At 69.5% G+C, this 17006-nt stretch carries 17 protein-coding genes; 8 read left to right on the top strand and 9 right to left on the bottom strand.

What is annotated here, in order from left to right:
- Positions 1-7: 7 nt before the first annotated feature.
- The gene (locus ASG72_RS06505; RefSeq protein WP_056710331.1) at positions 8-244 is read left to right on the top strand and encodes a BolA family transcriptional regulator; all 237 of its coding nucleotides are present in this window, start codon (positions 8-10) and stop codon (positions 242-244) included.
- A gap of 199 nt (positions 245-443) precedes the next feature.
- A complete protein-coding gene (gene grxD / locus ASG72_RS06495) occupies positions 444-779 on the top strand; it encodes a Grx4 family monothiol glutaredoxin (RefSeq protein ID WP_056710327.1) in 336 nt (111 codons plus the stop codon).
- A 25-nt stretch (positions 780-804) separates the two neighbouring features.
- On the opposite strand, the gene ASG72_RS06490 is transcribed toward grxD, so the two are convergent.
- Positions 805-2913: a DUF294 nucleotidyltransferase-like domain-containing protein gene (locus tag ASG72_RS06490; RefSeq protein ID WP_056710325.1), complete on the bottom strand. Its 2109-nt coding sequence runs from the start codon at positions 2911-2913 to the stop codon at positions 805-807.
- 98 nt (positions 2914-3011) lie between these two features.
- Positions 3012-3641, bottom strand: coding sequence for a TlpA disulfide reductase family protein (locus ASG72_RS06485; RefSeq protein ID WP_056710323.1), 630 nt, complete (start codon positions 3639-3641; stop codon positions 3012-3014).
- Positions 3642-3669: 28 nt separating this feature from the next.
- Between ASG72_RS06485 and argH the strand changes: the two genes are divergently transcribed.
- The 4 genes from argH (at position 3670) to ASG72_RS06465 (ending at position 9512) form a co-directional block, all read left to right on the top strand.
- The gene (gene argH, locus ASG72_RS06480; protein ID WP_056710321.1) at positions 3670-5061 is read left to right on the top strand and encodes an argininosuccinate lyase; all 1392 of its coding nucleotides are present in this window, start codon (positions 3670-3672) and stop codon (positions 5059-5061) included.
- Positions 5062-5129: 68 nt separating this feature from the next.
- Positions 5130-5393 carry a lipoprotein gene (locus ASG72_RS06475; protein WP_056710320.1) on the top strand — a complete coding sequence of 88 codons (264 nt, stop codon included), beginning with the start codon at positions 5130-5132 and terminating at the stop codon, positions 5391-5393.
- A gap of 7 nt (positions 5394-5400) precedes the next feature.
- Positions 5401-6690: a diaminopimelate decarboxylase gene (lysA, locus tag ASG72_RS06470; protein ID WP_056710318.1), complete on the top strand. Its 1290-nt coding sequence runs from the start codon at positions 5401-5403 to the stop codon at positions 6688-6690.
- Positions 6691-6809: 119 nt separating this feature from the next.
- Entirely contained in the window at positions 6810-9512 is a 2703-nt protein-coding gene (locus tag ASG72_RS06465) for a TIGR02302 family protein (RefSeq protein ID WP_056710316.1), read from the top strand.
- Positions 9513-9554: 42 nt separating this feature from the next.
- Here the strand turns inward: ASG72_RS06465 and ASG72_RS06460 are convergent, their stop codons facing one another.
- From ASG72_RS06460 to ASG72_RS06445, 4 genes are all read right to left on the bottom strand, one after another.
- On the bottom strand, positions 9555-10412 hold the full coding sequence (locus ASG72_RS06460; protein ID WP_056710315.1) for an EamA family transporter: 858 nt from the start codon (positions 10410-10412) through the stop codon (positions 9555-9557).
- A gap of 219 nt (positions 10413-10631) precedes the next feature.
- Positions 10632-11354: a beta-ketoacyl-ACP reductase gene (locus ASG72_RS06455; protein ID WP_056710312.1), complete on the bottom strand. Its 723-nt coding sequence runs from the start codon at positions 11352-11354 to the stop codon at positions 10632-10634.
- 33 nt (positions 11355-11387) lie between these two features.
- Complete coding sequence (locus tag ASG72_RS06450) at positions 11388-11612, bottom strand: DUF1737 domain-containing protein (protein ID WP_082540143.1); 225 nt, start codon at positions 11610-11612, stop codon at positions 11388-11390.
- Positions 11609-12787, bottom strand: coding sequence for an acetyl-CoA C-acetyltransferase (locus ASG72_RS06445; RefSeq protein WP_056710307.1), 1179 nt, complete (start codon positions 12785-12787; stop codon positions 11609-11611). The genes ASG72_RS06450 and ASG72_RS06445 overlap by 4 nt, the downstream gene beginning before the upstream one ends.
- Positions 12788-13095: 308 nt before the next feature.
- Here ASG72_RS06445 and phaR point away from each other — a divergent pair, with 308 nt between their 5' ends.
- A complete protein-coding gene (gene phaR, locus ASG72_RS06440; protein ID WP_056710306.1) occupies positions 13096-13680 on the top strand; it encodes a polyhydroxyalkanoate synthesis repressor PhaR in 585 nt (194 codons plus the stop codon).
- Positions 13681-13715: 35 nt separating this feature from the next.
- Here phaR and ASG72_RS06435 read toward each other — a convergent pair whose 3' ends face one another.
- Positions 13716-15407, bottom strand: coding sequence for a bifunctional diguanylate cyclase/phosphodiesterase (locus ASG72_RS06435; RefSeq protein WP_056710304.1), 1692 nt, complete (start codon positions 15405-15407; stop codon positions 13716-13718).
- A 175-nt stretch (positions 15408-15582) separates the two neighbouring features.
- Between ASG72_RS06435 and ASG72_RS20635 the strand changes: the two genes are divergently transcribed.
- On the top strand, positions 15583-15774 hold the full coding sequence (locus ASG72_RS20635) for a hypothetical protein (RefSeq protein ID WP_056710302.1): 192 nt from the start codon (positions 15583-15585) through the stop codon (positions 15772-15774).
- A 126-nt stretch (positions 15775-15900) separates the two neighbouring features.
- Here ASG72_RS20635 and rpmF read toward each other — a convergent pair whose 3' ends face one another.
- Positions 15901-16086: a 50S ribosomal protein L32 gene (rpmF, locus tag ASG72_RS06425; protein ID WP_056710300.1), complete on the bottom strand. Its 186-nt coding sequence runs from the start codon at positions 16084-16086 to the stop codon at positions 15901-15903.
- A gap of 139 nt (positions 16087-16225) precedes the next feature.
- The gene (gene mtgA / locus ASG72_RS06420) at positions 16226-16894 is read right to left on the bottom strand and encodes a monofunctional biosynthetic peptidoglycan transglycosylase (RefSeq protein ID WP_244488727.1); all 669 of its coding nucleotides are present in this window, start codon (positions 16892-16894) and stop codon (positions 16226-16228) included.
- Between the last annotated feature and the right edge of the window lie 112 nt (positions 16895-17006).

Here is a 17006-nt window from a genome sequence, read left to right as displayed (position 1 = left end):
CCAGACCATGCCGATGAATGCCGACGACATCGAAAGCATGATCAGGGCCGCGCTGCCCGATGCGATCGTCGAGATCAAGGACCTCGCCGGCGATGGCGACCATTACGCCGCGACCGTCACCTCCGCGGCCTTCCGCGGCAAGTCGCGGGTGCAGCAGCACCAGATGGTCTATGCGGCGCTGCAGGGGAATATGGGGGGCGTTTTGCACGCTCTTGCGCTGACGACGGTGACGCCTGATATTTGACGATCACTGGAGTGGCTGCCTTGGCCGATCCCGCTACGATCACCGCCGATCCTGCGCGCCTCTTCGCGCAGCGCAGCGGGCCGGGTGAGCGCGCCGGGCGGTCCGGGCGGAGCCAGGCCCACACGATCCATCGCATTCCGTATCGCCGCGACGAGCAGGACGCTCTCTCGGGCGAGACGAGACATCCGGAGCCATGACCATGTCCGATACCAATGCCCGCATCGAATCCGAGGTGAAGTCCGCCGATGTGGTGCTCTTCATGAAGGGCACGCCGCAATTCCCGATGTGCGGCTTCTCCGGTCAGGTCGCGCAGATCCTCGGCTATCTCGGCGTGCCCTATAAGGGCGTCAACGTGCTCGAGGACATGGAGATCCGCGAGGGGATCAAGGCCTATTCGAACTGGCCGACGATCCCGCAGCTCTATGTGAAGGGCGAGTTCATCGGCGGCTGCGACATTACCCGCGAGATGTTCCAGGCGGGGGAATTGCAGGCGCTGTTCGAAGAGAAGGGCATCGCCGTCAAGCAGGCGAGCTGAGCGGCGGCGGAATTCGCTCCGGCGATCAGCCGCTGAGCTGATCGCGGCGCAGCTCGGCCAGGATCGAGAGACGGGACAAAGCCCGCTTGAGCTCCGCCGCGCGGCGCTTGTCGAGCGACGCGACCCGGACCCGGTTCGACGGGGCGCGGCCGGCGAGCCCATCGGCGAGCTGCTGGCGCAGGATGCAGTCGAGGAGCAGCGCGTGATCCGCGTCGATGGCGCGGAAATCCTCGGCCGCGCCATGGCCGAGCGCCGCCACCCCCTGCAGCCGCGCCTGGGTGCTGTGCGCCAGCACGCCATGGCGCAGCGCCAGCAGCCGCGCGGTGGTGACGATATCCTTCAGCCCCGTCAGCTTCAGGTCGATCGCGCCGTCCTCGTCGGTGCGCAAGCCGCCGAAGAAGGTCAGGCCCGATTGCGGCTCGCCGGCGTTCTCGGCCAGCAGCTTCAGGAAATCGATCTGCCCGCCGGCCGCCTGCCAGGCCTCGCGCCAGAGCGCATCGGCCATGGCGCGGTCGCCATGCACGGCCTGGAAATCGAAGACGATATCGACGCTGAGCAGGTCCTTCGGGTTCTGGCGCTCCAGCCATTGCGCGATGCGCCGGCGCCAACTGGCCAGGGAGCCGCGGAAATCGGGCTGCGAGGCCATGACCCCGCCTTTGCAGAGCGGCACGCCGACCTCGTCGAGGATCGCGGCCATGCGCCGGCCCAGCTCGGCGAACCAGAGGTCGTTGGCGGAGCCTTCCTCGCCTTCGGCGAAGACCAGCGCATTGTCCTGGTCCATGGCGAGCAGGCTCTCGCCGCGCCCGGCCGAGCCCAGCACCAGAACGGCATAGGCACAGGGTGGCGGTCCCGCCCCCTCCGCCGCCAGCTCCGCCTCGGCCAGCAGGGTCGCGCGCCGTGTCAGCGCGCCTACCTCCCGCGCGATGACGGCCGCGATGATGCGGGCCTGCACCTCTTCGGCCAGCAGCGCCCGCGCCATCACCGGCAGCCGCGCGAAGGCCTGGCCCAGCGCGGCGACATCCGGGGCCGTGTCGATCTCGTCGCCGAGCGCGACGGCGGCGCTGGAGCGGAGCTGGAGCAGGTCGCGGGTGGTGACGACGCCGGCGAGCTCGCCCCGCGCATCGGTGACGGCGAGATGGCGGACCTGCTTGGCGCTCATGCGACCGATGGCGCGATAGAGGAAGGCATCGGCCGGGACGGAGATCAGCGGGCGGGTTGCGAGCGGGCCGATCGGCTGGTCCAGCGCCGCGGACCGGTCTCTCGCGATCGCCCGCAACACGTCGCGCTCGGTCAGGATGCCGGGCTCGGCCAACGCTGCCGATGACGGGGCGACGAAGACGGAGCTGAGCCTGTCCCGCGCCATCACGGTCAGCGCCTCGGCGAGGGAGGTGTCGGCCTGCAGGATCACGGGGTCGGCCCGCATCACCTCGCGCACACGGTGGCGATAGGGGTAGCTGTCGAGCTTGGGCAAGGCGTCGCCCGCTTCGACGGGGGCCTGGAGCTCCCAGGCGGCGGGGGCCGCGCCGGCCAGCGCGTCGGTGATCCGCCGGCTGGCGGCGATCGCTTCGCCCACGGTGCGGATGCCCCTGTCGCGCAGGCGCGGCGCCAGCCCGGAGAAGATCAGGCCGGCCGCCATCGCATCGCCGAGAGCGCGATGGCGCTGCTGCGGCGCGATGCCGAGCCAGGAGCCCAACGCCTCCAGCGAATAGGAGGGCAGGCCCGGTTCGGCGAGCTGCGCCAGCAGGCGGATGTCGAGCGCGGCCGGGGGCGCGAAGCGCTGGCCGATGCGCTCGGCCTCCCGCGACAGCATGGCGATGTCGAAGCCGATGGTATGGCCGATCAGGACGCGGCCGGAGAGGAAGGCCAGGATGCCGGGGTAGAGCGTGGCGAAATCCGGCGCGCCGGCCAAAGCCTGCCGGTCCAGCCCATGCACGGCGCTGGCGCTGGCCGGGATCTCGACATCGCAGGCGATCAGGCTGTGGAAGGCGTTGGCGGCACCGAGCCTGCCGCCGTCGAGATGGATCGCGGCGAACTCGATCATCCGCGCCCGCTTGACGTCGAGACCCGTCGTCTCGGCATCCAGCGCGACGCCTCTCACGGCAAAGAGCGGCGTCGCCTGCAGCAGATGCGCCACGCATTCCTCCCGACCCGGCGGCCGAGTGTAAGGCTAGCGCAGCGGCGAAGGCGAGGGGTTGATGTGGAGCAAACCGCGCCGCGGCGCGAAATAGGCCGTCAGCGCCCTTGCGCGGCGGCGATCAGCGCCTTGGCGTCGGCGCTCGCCCAATCGGCGGGACCCTGCAGGATGGCGAGCTCGCAGCCCTGGGGATCGACGATCAGGCTGACGGGCATGCCCTCGACCTTGCGGGTGCTGCGCAGGACCTGGAACACCCCGGCCTGCGGATCGGCATAATAGGGCAGCCTTGCGATGCCGTTCTCCGCGAGCCAGGCCTTCGGCTTGTCGAGGTTGCGCGTGTCGATATTCACCGCCACCACCGCGAAATCGGGCCCGCCGAGCGCGCCCTGCAGAGCGTCGAGCGCCGGCATTTCCTTCAGGCAGGGCGGGCACCAGGTCGCCCAGAGATTGACCAGCACCGTCCGGCCGCGCAGCGCGGCGAGTGTCATCGGCCGGCCATCGGGCCCGAGAAAGGCGAGATCTGGCGCCGGCACCGGCCTGGCATTGACCTGCACGGCTGCGACTTCGCCGCGCGCCAGCGGCGCCATGGCCGTCGCCGCACGCTGTGCGGCCGCGCAAGATGCGGAATTGCCGGCATCGCCCGCGCCGGAGTAGAAGGCTGCGACGCCGCCGAGGCCGAGCAGCGCCACCGCCCCGAAGGCCAGCCATTTTATCGACCGAGACGTCATAGCGCGTCCTAGAGCAGGAAAGACCGTCGTGAGCAATCGCATGTGGGGTGGGCGTTTCGCCACGGGTCCCGACGCCATCATGGAGGAGATCAACGCCTCCATCGATTTCGACAAGCGCCTGTGGCGCCAGGACATCCGCGGTTCGCTCGCCCATGCGGCGATGCTCGAGGCCACCGGCATCCTGACGGGCGAGGATGTGGCGGCGATCACCGCCGGGCTCAAGGCCGTCGAGGCCGATATCGAGGCGGAGCGTTTCACGTTCTCGCGTGCGCTCGAGGATGTTCACATGAACATCGAGAACGATCTCAAGGAGCGCATCGGGCCGGCGGCCGGCCGCCTCCACACGGCGCGTTCGCGCAACGACCAGGTCGCCACCGACATGCGCCTCTGGGTGCGCGACACGCTGGACCAGATCGACGAGCAGATGGCCGATCTCCAGCTCGCCCTGGCGGAGAAGGCGCTGGCCCATGCCGGCTCGGTGATGCCGGGCTTCACCCATCTGCAATCGGCGCAGCCGGTCACCTTCGGCCATCATCTGCTGGCCTATGTCGAGATGCTGTCGCGCGATCGCGGCCGGGTGCGGGATGCGCGGGCGCGGCTGAACGAATGTCCGCTCGGCGCGGCGGCGCTGGCCGGCACCTCCTTCCCGATCGACCGGCACATGACGGCGCAGGCGCTGGGTTTCGACCGGCCGACGGCGAATTCGCTGGATTCGGTCTCCGACCGCGATTTCGTGCTGGAAACGCTGGCGGCGGCCTCGATCTGCGCGATGCATCTGTCGCGGCTGGCGGAGGAGATCGTGCTGTGGGCGACGCCGCAATTCGGCTTCGTGCGCCTCTCCGACAGCTTCTCGACCGGCTCCTCGATCATGCCGCAGAAGCGCAATCCGGATGCGGCCGAGCTGGTGCGCGGCAAGGCCGGCCGCGTCTTCGGGGCGCTGCAGGCGATGCTGACGATGATGAAGGGCCTGCCGCTGACCTATTCCAAGGACATGCAGGAGGACAAGGAAGGCACCTTCGACGCGCTGCAGACGCTGTCGCTCTGCCTGGCGGCGATGGCGGGCATGGTCCGCGACATGGAGCCGGATCTCAAGGCTATGAAGCGGGCCGCCGGGCTCGGCTACGCCACCGCGACCGATCTGGCGGACTGGCTGGTGCGGGTGCTGAAGATGCCGTTCCGCGACGCCCATCACGTCACCGGCAAGCTCGTCGGCATCGCCTCGGCCAAGGGGGTCGGGCTGGAGAAGCTGTCGCTGGAGGAGATGCAGGCGGTGGAGCCGCAGATCACCGAGGCGATCTTCGCCGTGCTCGGCGTCACGCAATCGGTCAGGAGCCGGACCAGCCATGGCGGCACGGCACCGGCGAATGTCGGCCGCCAGGCCCGCCGCTGGCTGGCCCAGCTCAGGAAGGCCAGGGGCTGAATCCGGCTCGCATGGCCGCGCAGCTTTCGCTACAGTCAGTCTCACGCTTCGTCCGAGGGTTTCCTTTCGTGCCGCATCCCCGCCTGAAACTCGGCCGCGCCCTGCTCCTGGCCGGCATGCTCGGTCTCGCCCTCACGGCCTGCGGTCGCAAGGGTCCGCTGGAGCCGCCGCCGAACGCGACCAACGCCATGGACCTGCCGGACGGCCAGGTCGGCGCGACGGAAAGCGAATTCAGCTCGCCGACGGCGGGTTCGCCGCTGGCCAAGCCGCCGAAGGCCGGCCGCGCCATCACCATCCCCGAAAAGAGCTTCGTGCTCGACCCGCTGCTCTGAGCCTCCGATGCATCATTTCAGCTATCGCGACGGCTCGCTCTTCGCCGAGGACGTCGATCTTCGCCGGATCGCGGCCGAGGTCGGCACGCCGGTCTATGTCTATTCCTCCGCGACGATCGAGCGGCATTACCGGCTGTTCGCCGCCGCGATGGCCGGGACGGCCGAGGCCGGCAAGGCGCATGTCTTCTATGCGATGAAGGCCAACGGCAATCTCGGCGTGCTGAAGACGCTGGCCGCGCTCGGCGCCGGCGCCGATACGGTGTCGGAAGGCGAGGTGCGCAAGGCACTCGCCGCCGGCTTCCCGCCGGAGAAGATCGTGTTCTCCGGCGTCGGCAAGAGCGAGAGCGAATTGCGCTACGCCGTCGCGGCCGGGATCTACCAGGTCAATGTCGAGACGGAAGGGGAGCTCGACCTGCTGTCGAAGGTCGCGGCCTCGCTCGGCCGGCGGCAGGAGGCGGTGTTCCGGGTCAATCCCGATATCGGCGCCGGCGGCCACGCCAAGATCACCACCGGCTCCTCCGAGAACAAGTTCGGCGTCTCCTTCGAGGAGGTGCACCGGCTCTATGCCCGCGCCGCCAACCTGCCGGGCGTGCGGATGATGGGGCTGGCGCTGCATATCGGCAGCCAGATCCGGGAGACCGAGGCCTTCGAGGCGGCCTATGCCAAGATGGCGCAGCTCGTTGTGGCGCTGCGCGGCGAGGGTCACCGCGTCGATCGGCTCGATCTCGGCGGCGGGCTCGGCATTCCCTACGACATCCCCGCCGATTTCGATCATGGCCCCGGGCTGATCGAGGCCTATGCGGCGATGGTGGCGCGGGTCACCGCCGGTCTCGACGTCGAGCTCGGCTTCGAGCCCGGCCGGCTGATCGTCGGCAATGCCGGCATCCTGATGACGCAGGTGCTGCATCTCAACCCGCGCCCGACCAAGCAGTTCGCGGTGGTCGACGCCGCCATGAACGATCTGGTGCGGCCGGCGATGTACGAGGCCTATCACGAGATCTGGCCGGTGCGGGAGGCTGCGGCGGATGCGCGCAGAATCGCCTATGACGTGGTCGGCCCGATCTGCGAATCGAGCGACACCTTCACCGCCGGGCGCGAGCTGCCGGAGCTGGCACCGGGCGATCTGATCGCCTTCATGACCGCCGGTGCCTATGGGGCGAGCATGTCCTCGACCTATAATCAGCGCCTGCTGGTCGCCGAAGTGCTGGTCAAGGGCAGCGAATACGCGGTGACGCGGCCGCGCCAGAGCTATGAGGAGCTGCTCGGCAGCGACCGCTCCCCGCCCTGGCTGGCCTGAGCTGTTCACGATGCGCTGATGCGCCGTCGGAAGGCGCAGCTTGGCATTGGACTTGCCATAATCTCGGGCTAGCCTGAGCGCGATGGGTTCAAGGCGCGGGGGCGGCTCGGAGCGACGGCATGAATGAAGCTGAGCGCCGCAAGGCGGCTGATCCGGTTGCGGCGGTCAGGCAGCGGCTCGCGCGCCTGACGACGGCCTCGCGGCTGGCGCTGGGGTGGGAACGGCTCTGGCCCCGGCTGTGGCTGCCGGTGGCGGTGCTGCTCACCTTCCTCGCGCTCTCCTGGCTCGGTCTCTGGACGCATCTGCCCTGGCAGGGACGGGCGCTGGGCGTCGGCCTCTTCGCCGCGGCGCTGGTCTACAGCCTCCTTCACGTCGCGCGGCTGCACGTCCCCTCCCGGCGCGACGCGCTGGCCCGGCTCGACCAGTCCCTGGCCGGCGGCCATCGCCCTGCCTCGGCGCTGGAGGACAGCCTCGCCGTCGGTTCGGCCGATCCGGTGTCGCAGGCCTTGTGGAAGGTGCATGTCGAGCGCCAGAGCCGGCAGGTCGCGGGGCTGAGCGTCGCTACGCCGCAGCCGCTGATGGCCGGCCGCGACAGGCTGGCTTTGCGCGCGGTGCCGCTGCTGGCGGCCGTGACCGCCTTCTTCATCGCCGGGCACGAGGCGCTGCCGCGGCTCTCCGCCGCCTTCGACTGGCGCGGCCCGTCGCTGCCGGCGCCCGCCGTGCGCATCGACGCCTGGATCGATCCGCCGGCCTATACGCGCCTGCCGCCGATCCTGCTGGATTTCGCCCGGCTCGACAGTTCCACGCTGAGCGCGCCGGAAAAATCGGTGGTGGTGGTCCGCATCGCCGGCAAGAGCGCCATGGAGGTCGCGACCTCCGGCCGTCTCGACCCGCTCGCAACGCCCGAGACGCCGGCGGCGGCACCCAAGCCGGCGGCGAGCGACGCCACGCCCGGCGTGGTCGAGAAGCGGTTCACGCTCGCCGGCAACGGCACGCTCCGGCTGACCGGCAGCGGCGCCCCGCGCGCGGTGCTGACGCTGAACGCGATCGCCGACCAGCCGCCGCAGATCGGCTTCAGCGAGCCGCCCAAGCCGATCACCGGGCCGCAGGCCGGCGGGCTGGGGCTGAGCTATACGGCAAAGGACGATTACGGCGTCGCCTCGGCCGAGGTGCTGGTGTCGCGCCCCGGGCAGGGCGCGGGTGGGCGTTCGCTGGTCGAGCCGCCCAAGCAGAGCCTGGCCGTGCCCTCCTCGCCCGCCGGCGAGGAGCCGATGAAGAGCACGGTGGATTTCTCCGCCCATCCCTGGGCGGGCGCCAAGGTCGCCATGACTTTGGTGGCGCGCGACGAGGCCGGGCAGGAAGGCCGCAGCGAATCGGTCGAGGTCACCCTGCCGCAGCGCACCTTCACCAAGCCCCTGGCCAAGGCTTTGGTCGAGCAGCGACGCAAGCTGGTGATGGATGTCGAGACCCGCCGGCTCGTGCAGCTCGCCATGGATGCGCTGCTGATCGAGCCCGAGCTGTTCCTGAAGGAGACCGGCGTCTATCTCGGGATGCGCATGCTGAACGAGCGACTGCGCCGGGCGAGTTCCGACGACCAGCTGCGCGAGGTGGCGGAGCTGATGTGGGCGCTGGCGCTGCAGCTCGAGGATGGCGAACTCTCCGACGCCGAAAAGGCGCTGCGCGCGGCGCAGGAGAATCTGCAGCAGGCGCTGGAGCGCGGCGCCTCCGAGGACGAGATCAAGAAGCTGACCGAGGAGATGCGGCGCGCGCTCGACAATTTCATGCGCGAGCTCGCCCAGCAGATGCAGCGGCAGCAGCAGAATGGCGAGCAGAACACGGCACAGATGCCGGAGAATTTCCGGACCGTCACGCCGCGCGACCTGCAGAACATGCTCAACCGGATCGAGGAGCTGTCGAAGCGCGGCGACATGGCCGAGGCGCAGCGGCTGATGGAAGAGCTCAACCGCATGCTCAACAATCTGCAGATGGCCAGGCCCGGCCAGCAGCAGGATCCGCGCCAGCGCGAGATGAACCAGGCGCTGAGCGATCTCGACCGGATGACGCGGGAGCAGCAGAACCTGCGGGACGAGACCTTCCAGCAGGAGCAGCAGCGACAGAACCGGACACAGCAGGGCCGGCGCCCGGGCCAGCAGCAGGCGCGCCCGGGCCAGCAGGGGCAGCGCCAGCCGGGCCAGCAGGGGCAGAGGGGCCAGCGCGGCCAGCAGCAGCCCGGCGAACAGGGCCAGGAGGGCGAAGAGGGCGAGAACGGCGAAGGCCAGATGGGCCAGGGCCAGGGTCAGGGTCAGGGGCAGAGCCTGGCCCAGCGCCAGGAGCAGCTGCGCCAGCGGCTGGAGGATCTGCAGCGGCGGATGCGCGGCATGGGCGGCTCGCAGATGGGCGAGCTCGGCGAAGCCGAGGACGCCATGCGCGAGGCGGAAGGCCAGCTCGGCCAGGGCCAGGGCGAAGGCGCGCTGGATGCGCAGGGGCGGGCGCTCGAAGCGCTGCGCAAGGGTGGGCAGAACCTCGCCCAGCAGATGCAGGGCCAGCCCGGCGAGGGCGAGGGCACGGAGGGCGCCTTCGGCGAGCCCGACGACCAGCCGGCGAGCCGGCCCTCGGCGCAGCAGCGCGGCCGCGAGGATCCGCTCGGGCGGCCGCAGCGCCAGCGCGACTGGGCGGATGGGCGCGTGCGCGTGCCGGGCGCGGATGAGAGCGCCACCCAGCGGGCGAGGCGCATCCTGGAAGAGCTGCGCCGCCGCCTCGGCGACCCGACGCGGCCGATGGAAGAGCTGGATTATCTCGAGCGGCTGCTCAGGCGCAACTGAGCGAGCGGGCGGGCTCGGCGCCCGCTGCGCCCGCGATCGCGATCAGGTGGCGGTTCTGCCCGGCCGGCTCGCGATCAGCGCGCCGATCACGGTCAGCAGGCAGGCCAGCGCCAGCGTCCAGCTGGCCGCGGCATAGCCGGCCACGACCAGGGTCAGGGTGGACAGGACCGGCGCGGCATAGGAGGCGACGCCGAGCAGCGCGACATCGCCCTTCTTCATGCCGATATCCCAGACGATGAAGGCGAGGCCGATCGAGCCCAGGCCGAGACCGAGCACGCCGCCCCATTCGGTCGGGGTCAGCGACCACAGCGTCGGCTCGAAGGCGGCGTGCAGCGCGAAGGCCGGCACGGCGCAGGCCAGCAGCGTGACGCTCAGGCTCTCCGAAGGCACATCGGCGAAGCGGCGCGACAGCACGGAATAGCTCGCCCAGACGAAGGCGCCGCAGAGGGCGAGCAGATGGCCGAGGGCGAGGCCGCCGCCTTGGACTCCGCCGCCGACCAGCAGCGCCGTGGCCGCCAGCCCGGCGAGCGCCCCGACGAGGTGGCGCGGCTTCAGCTGGCCGCCGGGCAGGAGCGCCGCGAACAGCACGATCAGCAGCGGCCAGAGATAATGGATCAGATTGGCCTCGGCCGGCGGGGCGGTCTTGACCGCGGCGTAATAGAGCGCGGTGTCGCCGAAGGGGCCGTAGAGCCCCAGAGCGAAGGAGGCTTTCGTCGGCATGATCCGCCCGAGATCGCCGCGGACAGCCGCGATCGCCAGGATCAGCAGGCCGCCGATGACGAAGGTCATGCCGACGAGCTGGAAGGCCGGGACCCGCCCCGACATCGCCGTGAACAGCGCCAGCGTCGACCAGAGCAGGATGGCGAGCAGGCCGATGAGGGTGGCGGTGCGGGAGGTCATCTGGGGCGAATGGCGAGAGGGGAGTGGCGAAGCAGGCGATACCCGGTTCAGCCGTCCTCCGCCATCCTATTCGCCACTCGCTATTCGTCACTCGCCCTGTTCGAGGCGAATGGCGAGAGGCGAATGGCGAGAGGAGAGTGGCGAAGCAGGCGATACGCGGCTCAGCCGTCCTATTCGTCACTCGCCATTCGCCATTCGCTATTCGTCACTCGCCCCGTTTCACGCCATATACTGCCCGCCATTCACCGCGAAGGTCGCGCCGGTGGCGAAGGAGCCGTGCTCGGAAGCGAGGAACACCACCATGGCGGCGATCTCCTCCGGCTTGCCGAGCCGGCCGACCGGGATGCCGGCGACGACGCGCTTCAGCGCCTCCTCCGGCATGGCGGCGACCATGTCGGTGCCGATATAGCCAGGCGTGATCGCGTTGACGGTGATGCCCTTATTGGCGTTCTCCTGCGCCAGCGCCTTGACGAAGCCGATGTCCCCGGCCTTGGCGGCGGAGTAGTTGACCTGGCCCATCTGGCCCTTCTGGCCGTTGATCGAGGAGATCACGATGATCCGGCCGAAGCTGCGCGCCCGCATGCCCTCGATCACCGGGCGCGTCATGTTGAACAGCGAATCGAGATTGGTGCGGATCACGTCCGACCATTGCTGCTTCGTCATCTTGTGGAAGAAGCCGTCGCGGGTGATGCCGGCATTGTTGACCAGGATGTCGATCGGCCCGAGATCGGCCTCGACCCGCGCGATGCCCTCGGCGCAGGCGTCGTAATCGCCGACATCCCATTTGAACACCGGGATGCCGGTCTCGGCCTGGAATTTCGCGGCCGCCTCGTCGTTTCCGGCATAGCTCGCGGCCACCTTGTGTCCGGCCTCGAGCAAGGCCTTGCAGATCGCCGCGCCGATGCCGCGTGTCCCGCCCGTCACCAAAGCTACCCTGGTCATCCTCGTCTCCCCTCTCGACGGCGCTTCGCCGCGTTATTGTTCGGCCAGTTCCATGTCGGGCGAATAGGGCCCGTCGGTGTCCTTGATGATGGCCTGGCCGCAGATGACGCGGCCGGCCTCGCTGTCGAATGTCAGGGTGGGTGGTCCGTAGAGCACCCAGCCCCGGCTCAGGGCCTCGCTGACCCGATGACAGAAGGCGGCGTCATCGGGCCCGGTGAGATAGCGGTAGAGCGTCGTCTGCCGCGCCACCCGAATCAGCGCTCGACCGTGAGGGCGACGCCCATGCCGCCGCCGATGCAGAGGGTGGCGAGGCCCTTCTTGGCGTCGCGCTTCTGCATTTCGTGAAGCAGCGTCACCAGCACGCGGGCGCCGGAGGCGCCGATCGGATGGCCGATCGCGATCGCGCCGCCATTGACGTTGACCATGTCGGTGTTCCAGCCGAGATCCTTGTTGACCGCGATGGCCTGCGCCGCGAAGGCCTCGTTCGCCTCGACCAGATCGAGATCGCCGATCTTCCAGCCGGCCTTTTCGAGCGCCTTGCGCGTCGCCGGGATCGGACCCGAACCCATGATCGCGGGATCGACGCCGGCCGTCGCCCAGGAGGCGACGCGGGCGATCGGCGTGAGGCCGCGGCGCGCGGCTTCCTTGGCGGTCATCAGCACCAGCGCGGCGGCGCCGTCATTGATGCCCGACGCATTGCCGGCCGTGACCGTGCCGTCCTTGGAGAAGGCCGGGCGGAGCTTCGCCATCGCCTCGAGCGTGGCGCCGTGGCGCGGATATTCGTCGCTGTCGACGACGATGTCGCCCTTGCGGGTCGAAATCGTGAAGGGCACGATCTCGTCCTTGAAGCGGCCGGCCTTCTGGGCGGCCTCGGCCTTGTTCTGCGACTTCACCGCGAAGGCATCCTGCTCCTCGCGGCTGATCTGCCATTTGGTGGCGACGTTCTCGGCGGTCGTGCCCATGTGATAGCCGTGGAAGGCGTCCCAGAGCCCGTCCTTCAGCATGGTGTCGACGAATTTCATGTCGCCCATCTTGGTGCCGTTGCGCAGATGCGCGCCGTGCTGCGACATCGACATCGATTCCTGGCCGCCGGCCACGATGATGTTGGCATCGCCGCTGGCGATCTGCTGCAGGCCGATGGCCACGGCGCGCAGGCCCGAGCCGCAGAGCTGGTTCAGGCCCCAGGCGGTCGCCTCCTGCGGGATGCCGGCGGCCATCGCCGCCTGCCGCGCCGGGTTCTGACCCTGCCCGGCGGTGAGGATCTGGCCCATGATGACCTCGTCGACCTCGGCGCCCTCGACCTTGGCGCGGCTCAGGGCTTCTTTGATCGCGGCGGCGCCGAGCTCATGCGCGGCGGTATTGGCGAAGGCGCCGTTGAACGCGCCGACCGCGGTGCGCGCGGCGCCGACGATCACGATATCCGTATCAGCCATGGGAGATCCTCACTGTTGAACCGTGGGCCCGCTCCTGCGTGTCGGGCGAGCCGCTCGCCGGCACCTTCGAAGCCTGCCGCGGCCGCGTCAAGTGAGCCGAAAGGTGCGGGATGCCGGATCGCTCGGCGTTGATGCGGATCAAATGCCGCAGGGACGGGCAGAAGCGCTTGCTCCGCCAGCCGAATTTTGCATCGCACGCTCAAAAAACTTGCGGCAGGCGCCCGAGCGGCTATCGTCTCGGCCAGGACACCGTTCCGCCCGGCCGCGATCTTGCGTCCGGGCGCGGGCCAACGTCATGCGGGATAGTGATGGCCAGCGACAAAGAACCGACCGTCATCAAGAAATACGCCAATCGCAGGCTCTATCACACGGGCACGAGTTCCTATGTCACTCTGGAGGATCTGGCCGGGCTGGTCCGCGGCGGCGAGGATTTCGTGGTCTATGACGCCAAATCCGGCGACGACATCACCCGCTCGGTGCTCGCCCAGATCATCTTCGACGAAGAGGCCAAGGAGGGCCAGAACCTCCTGCCCACCACCTTCCTGCGCCAGCTGATCCGCTTCTATGGCGACAGCATGCAGGGGCTGGTCCCGCGCTATCTCGAATTCTCCATGGACAACCTGCTGAAGGAGCAGAATCAGTTCCGCGAGCAGATGTCGAAGGCCTTCGGGACGGCGCCCTTCAGCGCCGGGGCGCTCGATGCGATCCAGGCCCAGACGCGGGCCAATATGACGATCTTCACCGAGGCCTTCCGCATGTTCAATCCCTTCGCGGCCATGGCGGCCAAGGCGAAGGAAGAGGCGGCCGGCACGAGCAAGCCCGATGATCTCGGCGATCTCAAGCGCGAGCTGAACGAGATGCGCGAGCGGCTGGACAAGCTCTCCGGACGCTAGCCGCAAGCCGGCCCGGGGCGGAGATCGCCCTGGGATCAGCAGGCCGTCTGGCGCCTCGGGGCCTGCGGCGCCAGCGGCCAGAGCTCGGCCTTGCCGAGCAGGTGGCCCTGGAGATAGGTGACGCCCCAATCGGCCAGCATCCTGGCCTGGACCTCCTCATCCACCCATTCCGCCACCGTCTCGACCTCGAGATGGCGCGCGAGATCGATCAGGGTGCGGACATAGAAGCGGTCATCGGTCGAGCGCCGCAGATTCTGCGTGAAGGCGCCGTCCAGCTTGAGGATGTCGATCGGGAATTCGCGCAGATGCCGCAGGGAGGTGTGGCCGGCGCCGAAATCATCGATGGCGATGCGGGCGCCCTGGGCCTTGATCGCCCCCAGCAGCCTGGCGATGCGCTGCGGGTCGTCGATCGTCGCGGTCTCGGTGATCTCGACGATCAGCCGGGAGCCGAGGCCGCGCGAGGCATTGGTGAAGGCGACGAAGGCCTCGAGCCATTCCGGATCGGTCAGCGATTGCGGCGAGACGTTGAGCGACAGGGTGAGGCTCTGATCCGAGGTCATGAGATCGACCGCCAGCTCCAGCACGCGGTGGTCGAACAGCCGCACGAGGCCGCGGCGCTCCAGCATCGGCACGAGTTCAGCCGGGGCGAAGAACAGGCCATCCGGCCCCCGGCCCACGCGCAGCAGGGCCTCCTGGAACGCCACCTCCCGGCCGATCGCCGTGACCACGGGCTGCAGCGCCAGCTGTACGCGGCGCTCGTTGAGCGCGGCGACTGCCTGCTGGTCGAGCCCCGCCTTCTCGACGGCGTGTTCGCGGATGTCGCCGCGCCGCGCGATCACCGCGGCGTCGATGGCTCCGGCCTTGGCGTGGGAGAGGGCATTCTCCGCCGCCGCGACCAGCGTCCCGGCATGGGAGGAGAGGTCGGGGGCGATCGCGGCGCCGATCCGCAGCCGCGCCAGCGCGATGCCATGGGCGGTCTCGATCGCGGCCTGGGCGACGGCCTTGGTGAAGCGGCGCGCGGCCGATTCGACCTGGTTCTGCGGGCAGCCGGTCAGGAGGATCGCGAAGCGGTTGCCGGAATAGCGGACGAGATGGTCGCGGCGGCGCATCACCGAACGCAGCCGGTCCTGAACCACGCCGATGATGGCGTCCGTGGCCTCATGGCCGAAATCATCGTTCAGCCGGGTCAGCTCGTCGATGGCGGCGATGAGGACGACGACGACGCGCTCGGCCGGGAGATGCTCCGCCAGGGTCGCCTCGACGCGCTCCACCAGCGCGGAGCGGTCGCAGAGCTCGCCCGTGGTGCGGTTAAGCTCGTCGGCCTTGACCGAGCGCTCCAGCCGCAGCACGCCGCGCGCGCAGGCCGGCCTGCCGTCGAGGCCGGCGAACCAGCGGCCGGCATCCTCGATCCACATCTTGCGGCCGGCGAGATCCGCGGCGTAACGGGTGCGGAAGACCACGCCGTCGCCCTGGTCATGGCCGTTGGAGGAGAAGATGGCGTCGTAGCGGCTGCGGCCGCTGCCGGGTTCGACGAGCCCGGCGAAAGCGAGGCCCCGCTGCATCGCCGCCTCCGGCACCGGCCCCAGCACCTCGGCGGCGTTGGGGCCCCAGATCAGCGCGTCGCTGGCGATATCCCAGGTGTAGACGACTTCGCCGATCGAGGAGAGCAGACGGCGCGGGTCCAGCTCCGCCGTGTCACTCGGGGCGAGAATCGAAGGCGAATGCATCGTGTCCTTGCCTCGGGCGGGCGATGAACCGGTATCGCGGCCACGGGTCGGGCAGGCCGGAACAGAGCGGTGGATGTCTCGAAACGATGCAGGATTCCGTCTTAACGTCCCGTTAAGCTTGGCCGGCCGCTTGCAGAATACTGGCCGATGCAGCCCCTGCGTGCCGGAGAGGGACATGTCGGTTTCGGATGATGACCAGCCCATAGCCCGCGAGGAAGCGCGGATCGCGCTGCTCCTGCTGCAGGTCGCGGCCTCGCAGGCGGAGATCGGACCTTTCGCGCGCCGCCAGCGTGCCACGGCGCAGGCCGCGACGCGGCTCTACCGCTCGGCGCAGGCGCTGGGCGGGGGGATGCGCGCAGCCGGTTGAGCGGCGAGCTGTCCCGACCATCCCGCACAATGGAAAAAGCCGGCCCCGAGGCCGGCTTTTTTAGTTTTGAGCGCTGTCGCAGTGCGGCCCGTGAAGGGCGCCTACGGCTCAGACCTCGGGCCTGGCTCAGGCCTCGGACTTGGCCTTCAGCACCTGGCGACCGCGATACATGCCGCTCTTCAGGTCGACATGATGCGGGCGGCGCAGTTCGCCGGAGTTCTTGTCTTCGATATAGGTCGGCTGCTTCAGCGCATCTGCCGAGCGGCGCATGCCGCGCTTCGACGGCGAAGTCTTTCTCTTCGGAACGGCCATGGTACTCTCCATCATGCCGCCGTCCGGAAGCGCGGGCCGAAGCGGCAGCGCAACCGTCACGACGACGGATCAATCTCGTGAGGCGTTGCCCATACACGCTCCGGCGCGCGGTGGCTAGCCCCGAATTCACGCAATCGGCTCATCGGCCGGGGATGGCGCAGTCCCCGAGCGGTCCCAATTGCCCGACGCGGCGCTGCACCCGCCCGGCGGCCGAGACCAGGCTGCGGCTCGGGCGCGCGGGGTTGCGCAGGATCGGGTTCGGCAACGCCCCGGCGAGGCGCGCGGCCTCCTGTGCCGAGAGATCGGCGGCCGGCTTGCCGAAATAAAGCTGCGCCGCGGCCTCGGCGCCGAAGACGCCCTCGCCCCATTCGGCGACGTTCAGATAGACCTCCATGATCCGCTGCTTCGGCCAGGCGACATCGATCGCCATGGCCAGCGGAATTTCCAGCGCCTTGCGCAGATAGGAGCGGCCGGGCCAGAGGAAGACGTTCTTGGCGGTCTGCATCGTCAGCGTCGAGGCGCCGCGGCTCGGCCCGTCCTCATCCTCCAGCACGGCGTTGAGCTCGACCCAATCGACCCCGCGATGCTGGCAGAAGCGCTGGTCCTCGGCGGCGACCACGGCGCGGATCAGCTGCGGCGAAATCTCCCGGAGCGGAACCCAGTCGCGCGAGACCGGCTGCAAAGTGAGCCAGCGGCCGATCATCAGCGTCGAGGGGGCGGGCGCGAAGCGGAACAACACCAGCCCGACGAGGAGCGCGGCCGCGAGCGCCACCAGAGCGACGAACATCCAGCGGAGGAGGCGGGCCACGAAGCTTCGCCGCCTGGCCGTCGGCCCTTCCGTCATCGCGTCGTTCCCCCACGCCGCAGGCGGGCGACTTGACGCTGAAGTCCCACTCCTGCAAGCCCGCAGAACCGAAGCG

Origin of the sequence: Allobosea sp. Leaf344 (assembly GCF_001426225.1) — a bacterium.
In the GTDB taxonomy this organism is placed as follows: domain Bacteria; phylum Pseudomonadota; class Alphaproteobacteria; order Rhizobiales; family Beijerinckiaceae; genus Allobosea.
The sequence above is the reverse complement of the archived record's forward strand: the minus strand, read 5'-3'. Positions and strand labels throughout refer to the sequence as shown.

Coding starts and splice junctions, on each gene's coding strand:
- ASG72_RS06505 (WP_056710331.1), top strand. CDS start 8: ATGCCGATGAATGCCGACGACATCGAAAGCATGATCAGGGCCGCGCTG.
- grxD (WP_056710327.1), top strand. CDS start 444: ATGTCCGATACCAATGCCCGCATCGAATCCGAGGTGAAGTCCGCCGAT.
- ASG72_RS06485 (WP_056710323.1), bottom strand. CDS start 3,641: ATGACGTCTCGGTCGATAAAATGGCTGGCCTTCGGGGCGGTGGCGCTG.
- lysA (WP_056710318.1), top strand. CDS start 5,401: ATGCATCATTTCAGCTATCGCGACGGCTCGCTCTTCGCCGAGGACGTC.
- ASG72_RS06465 (WP_056710316.1), top strand. CDS start 6,810: ATGAATGAAGCTGAGCGCCGCAAGGCGGCTGATCCGGTTGCGGCGGTC.
- ASG72_RS06460 (WP_056710315.1), bottom strand. CDS start 10,412: ATGACCTCCCGCACCGCCACCCTCATCGGCCTGCTCGCCATCCTGCTC.
- ASG72_RS06455 (WP_056710312.1), bottom strand. CDS start 11,354: ATGACCAGGGTAGCTTTGGTGACGGGCGGGACACGCGGCATCGGCGCG.
- ASG72_RS06445 (WP_056710307.1), bottom strand. CDS start 12,787: ATGGCTGATACGGATATCGTGATCGTCGGCGCCGCGCGCACCGCGGTC.
- phaR (WP_056710306.1), top strand. CDS start 13,096: ATGGCCAGCGACAAAGAACCGACCGTCATCAAGAAATACGCCAATCGC.
- ASG72_RS06435 (WP_056710304.1), bottom strand. CDS start 15,407: ATGCATTCGCCTTCGATTCTCGCCCCGAGTGACACGGCGGAGCTGGAC.
- ASG72_RS20635 (WP_056710302.1), top strand. CDS start 15,583: ATGTCGGTTTCGGATGATGACCAGCCCATAGCCCGCGAGGAAGCGCGG.
- rpmF (WP_056710300.1), bottom strand. CDS start 16,086: ATGGCCGTTCCGAAGAGAAAGACTTCGCCGTCGAAGCGCGGCATGCGC.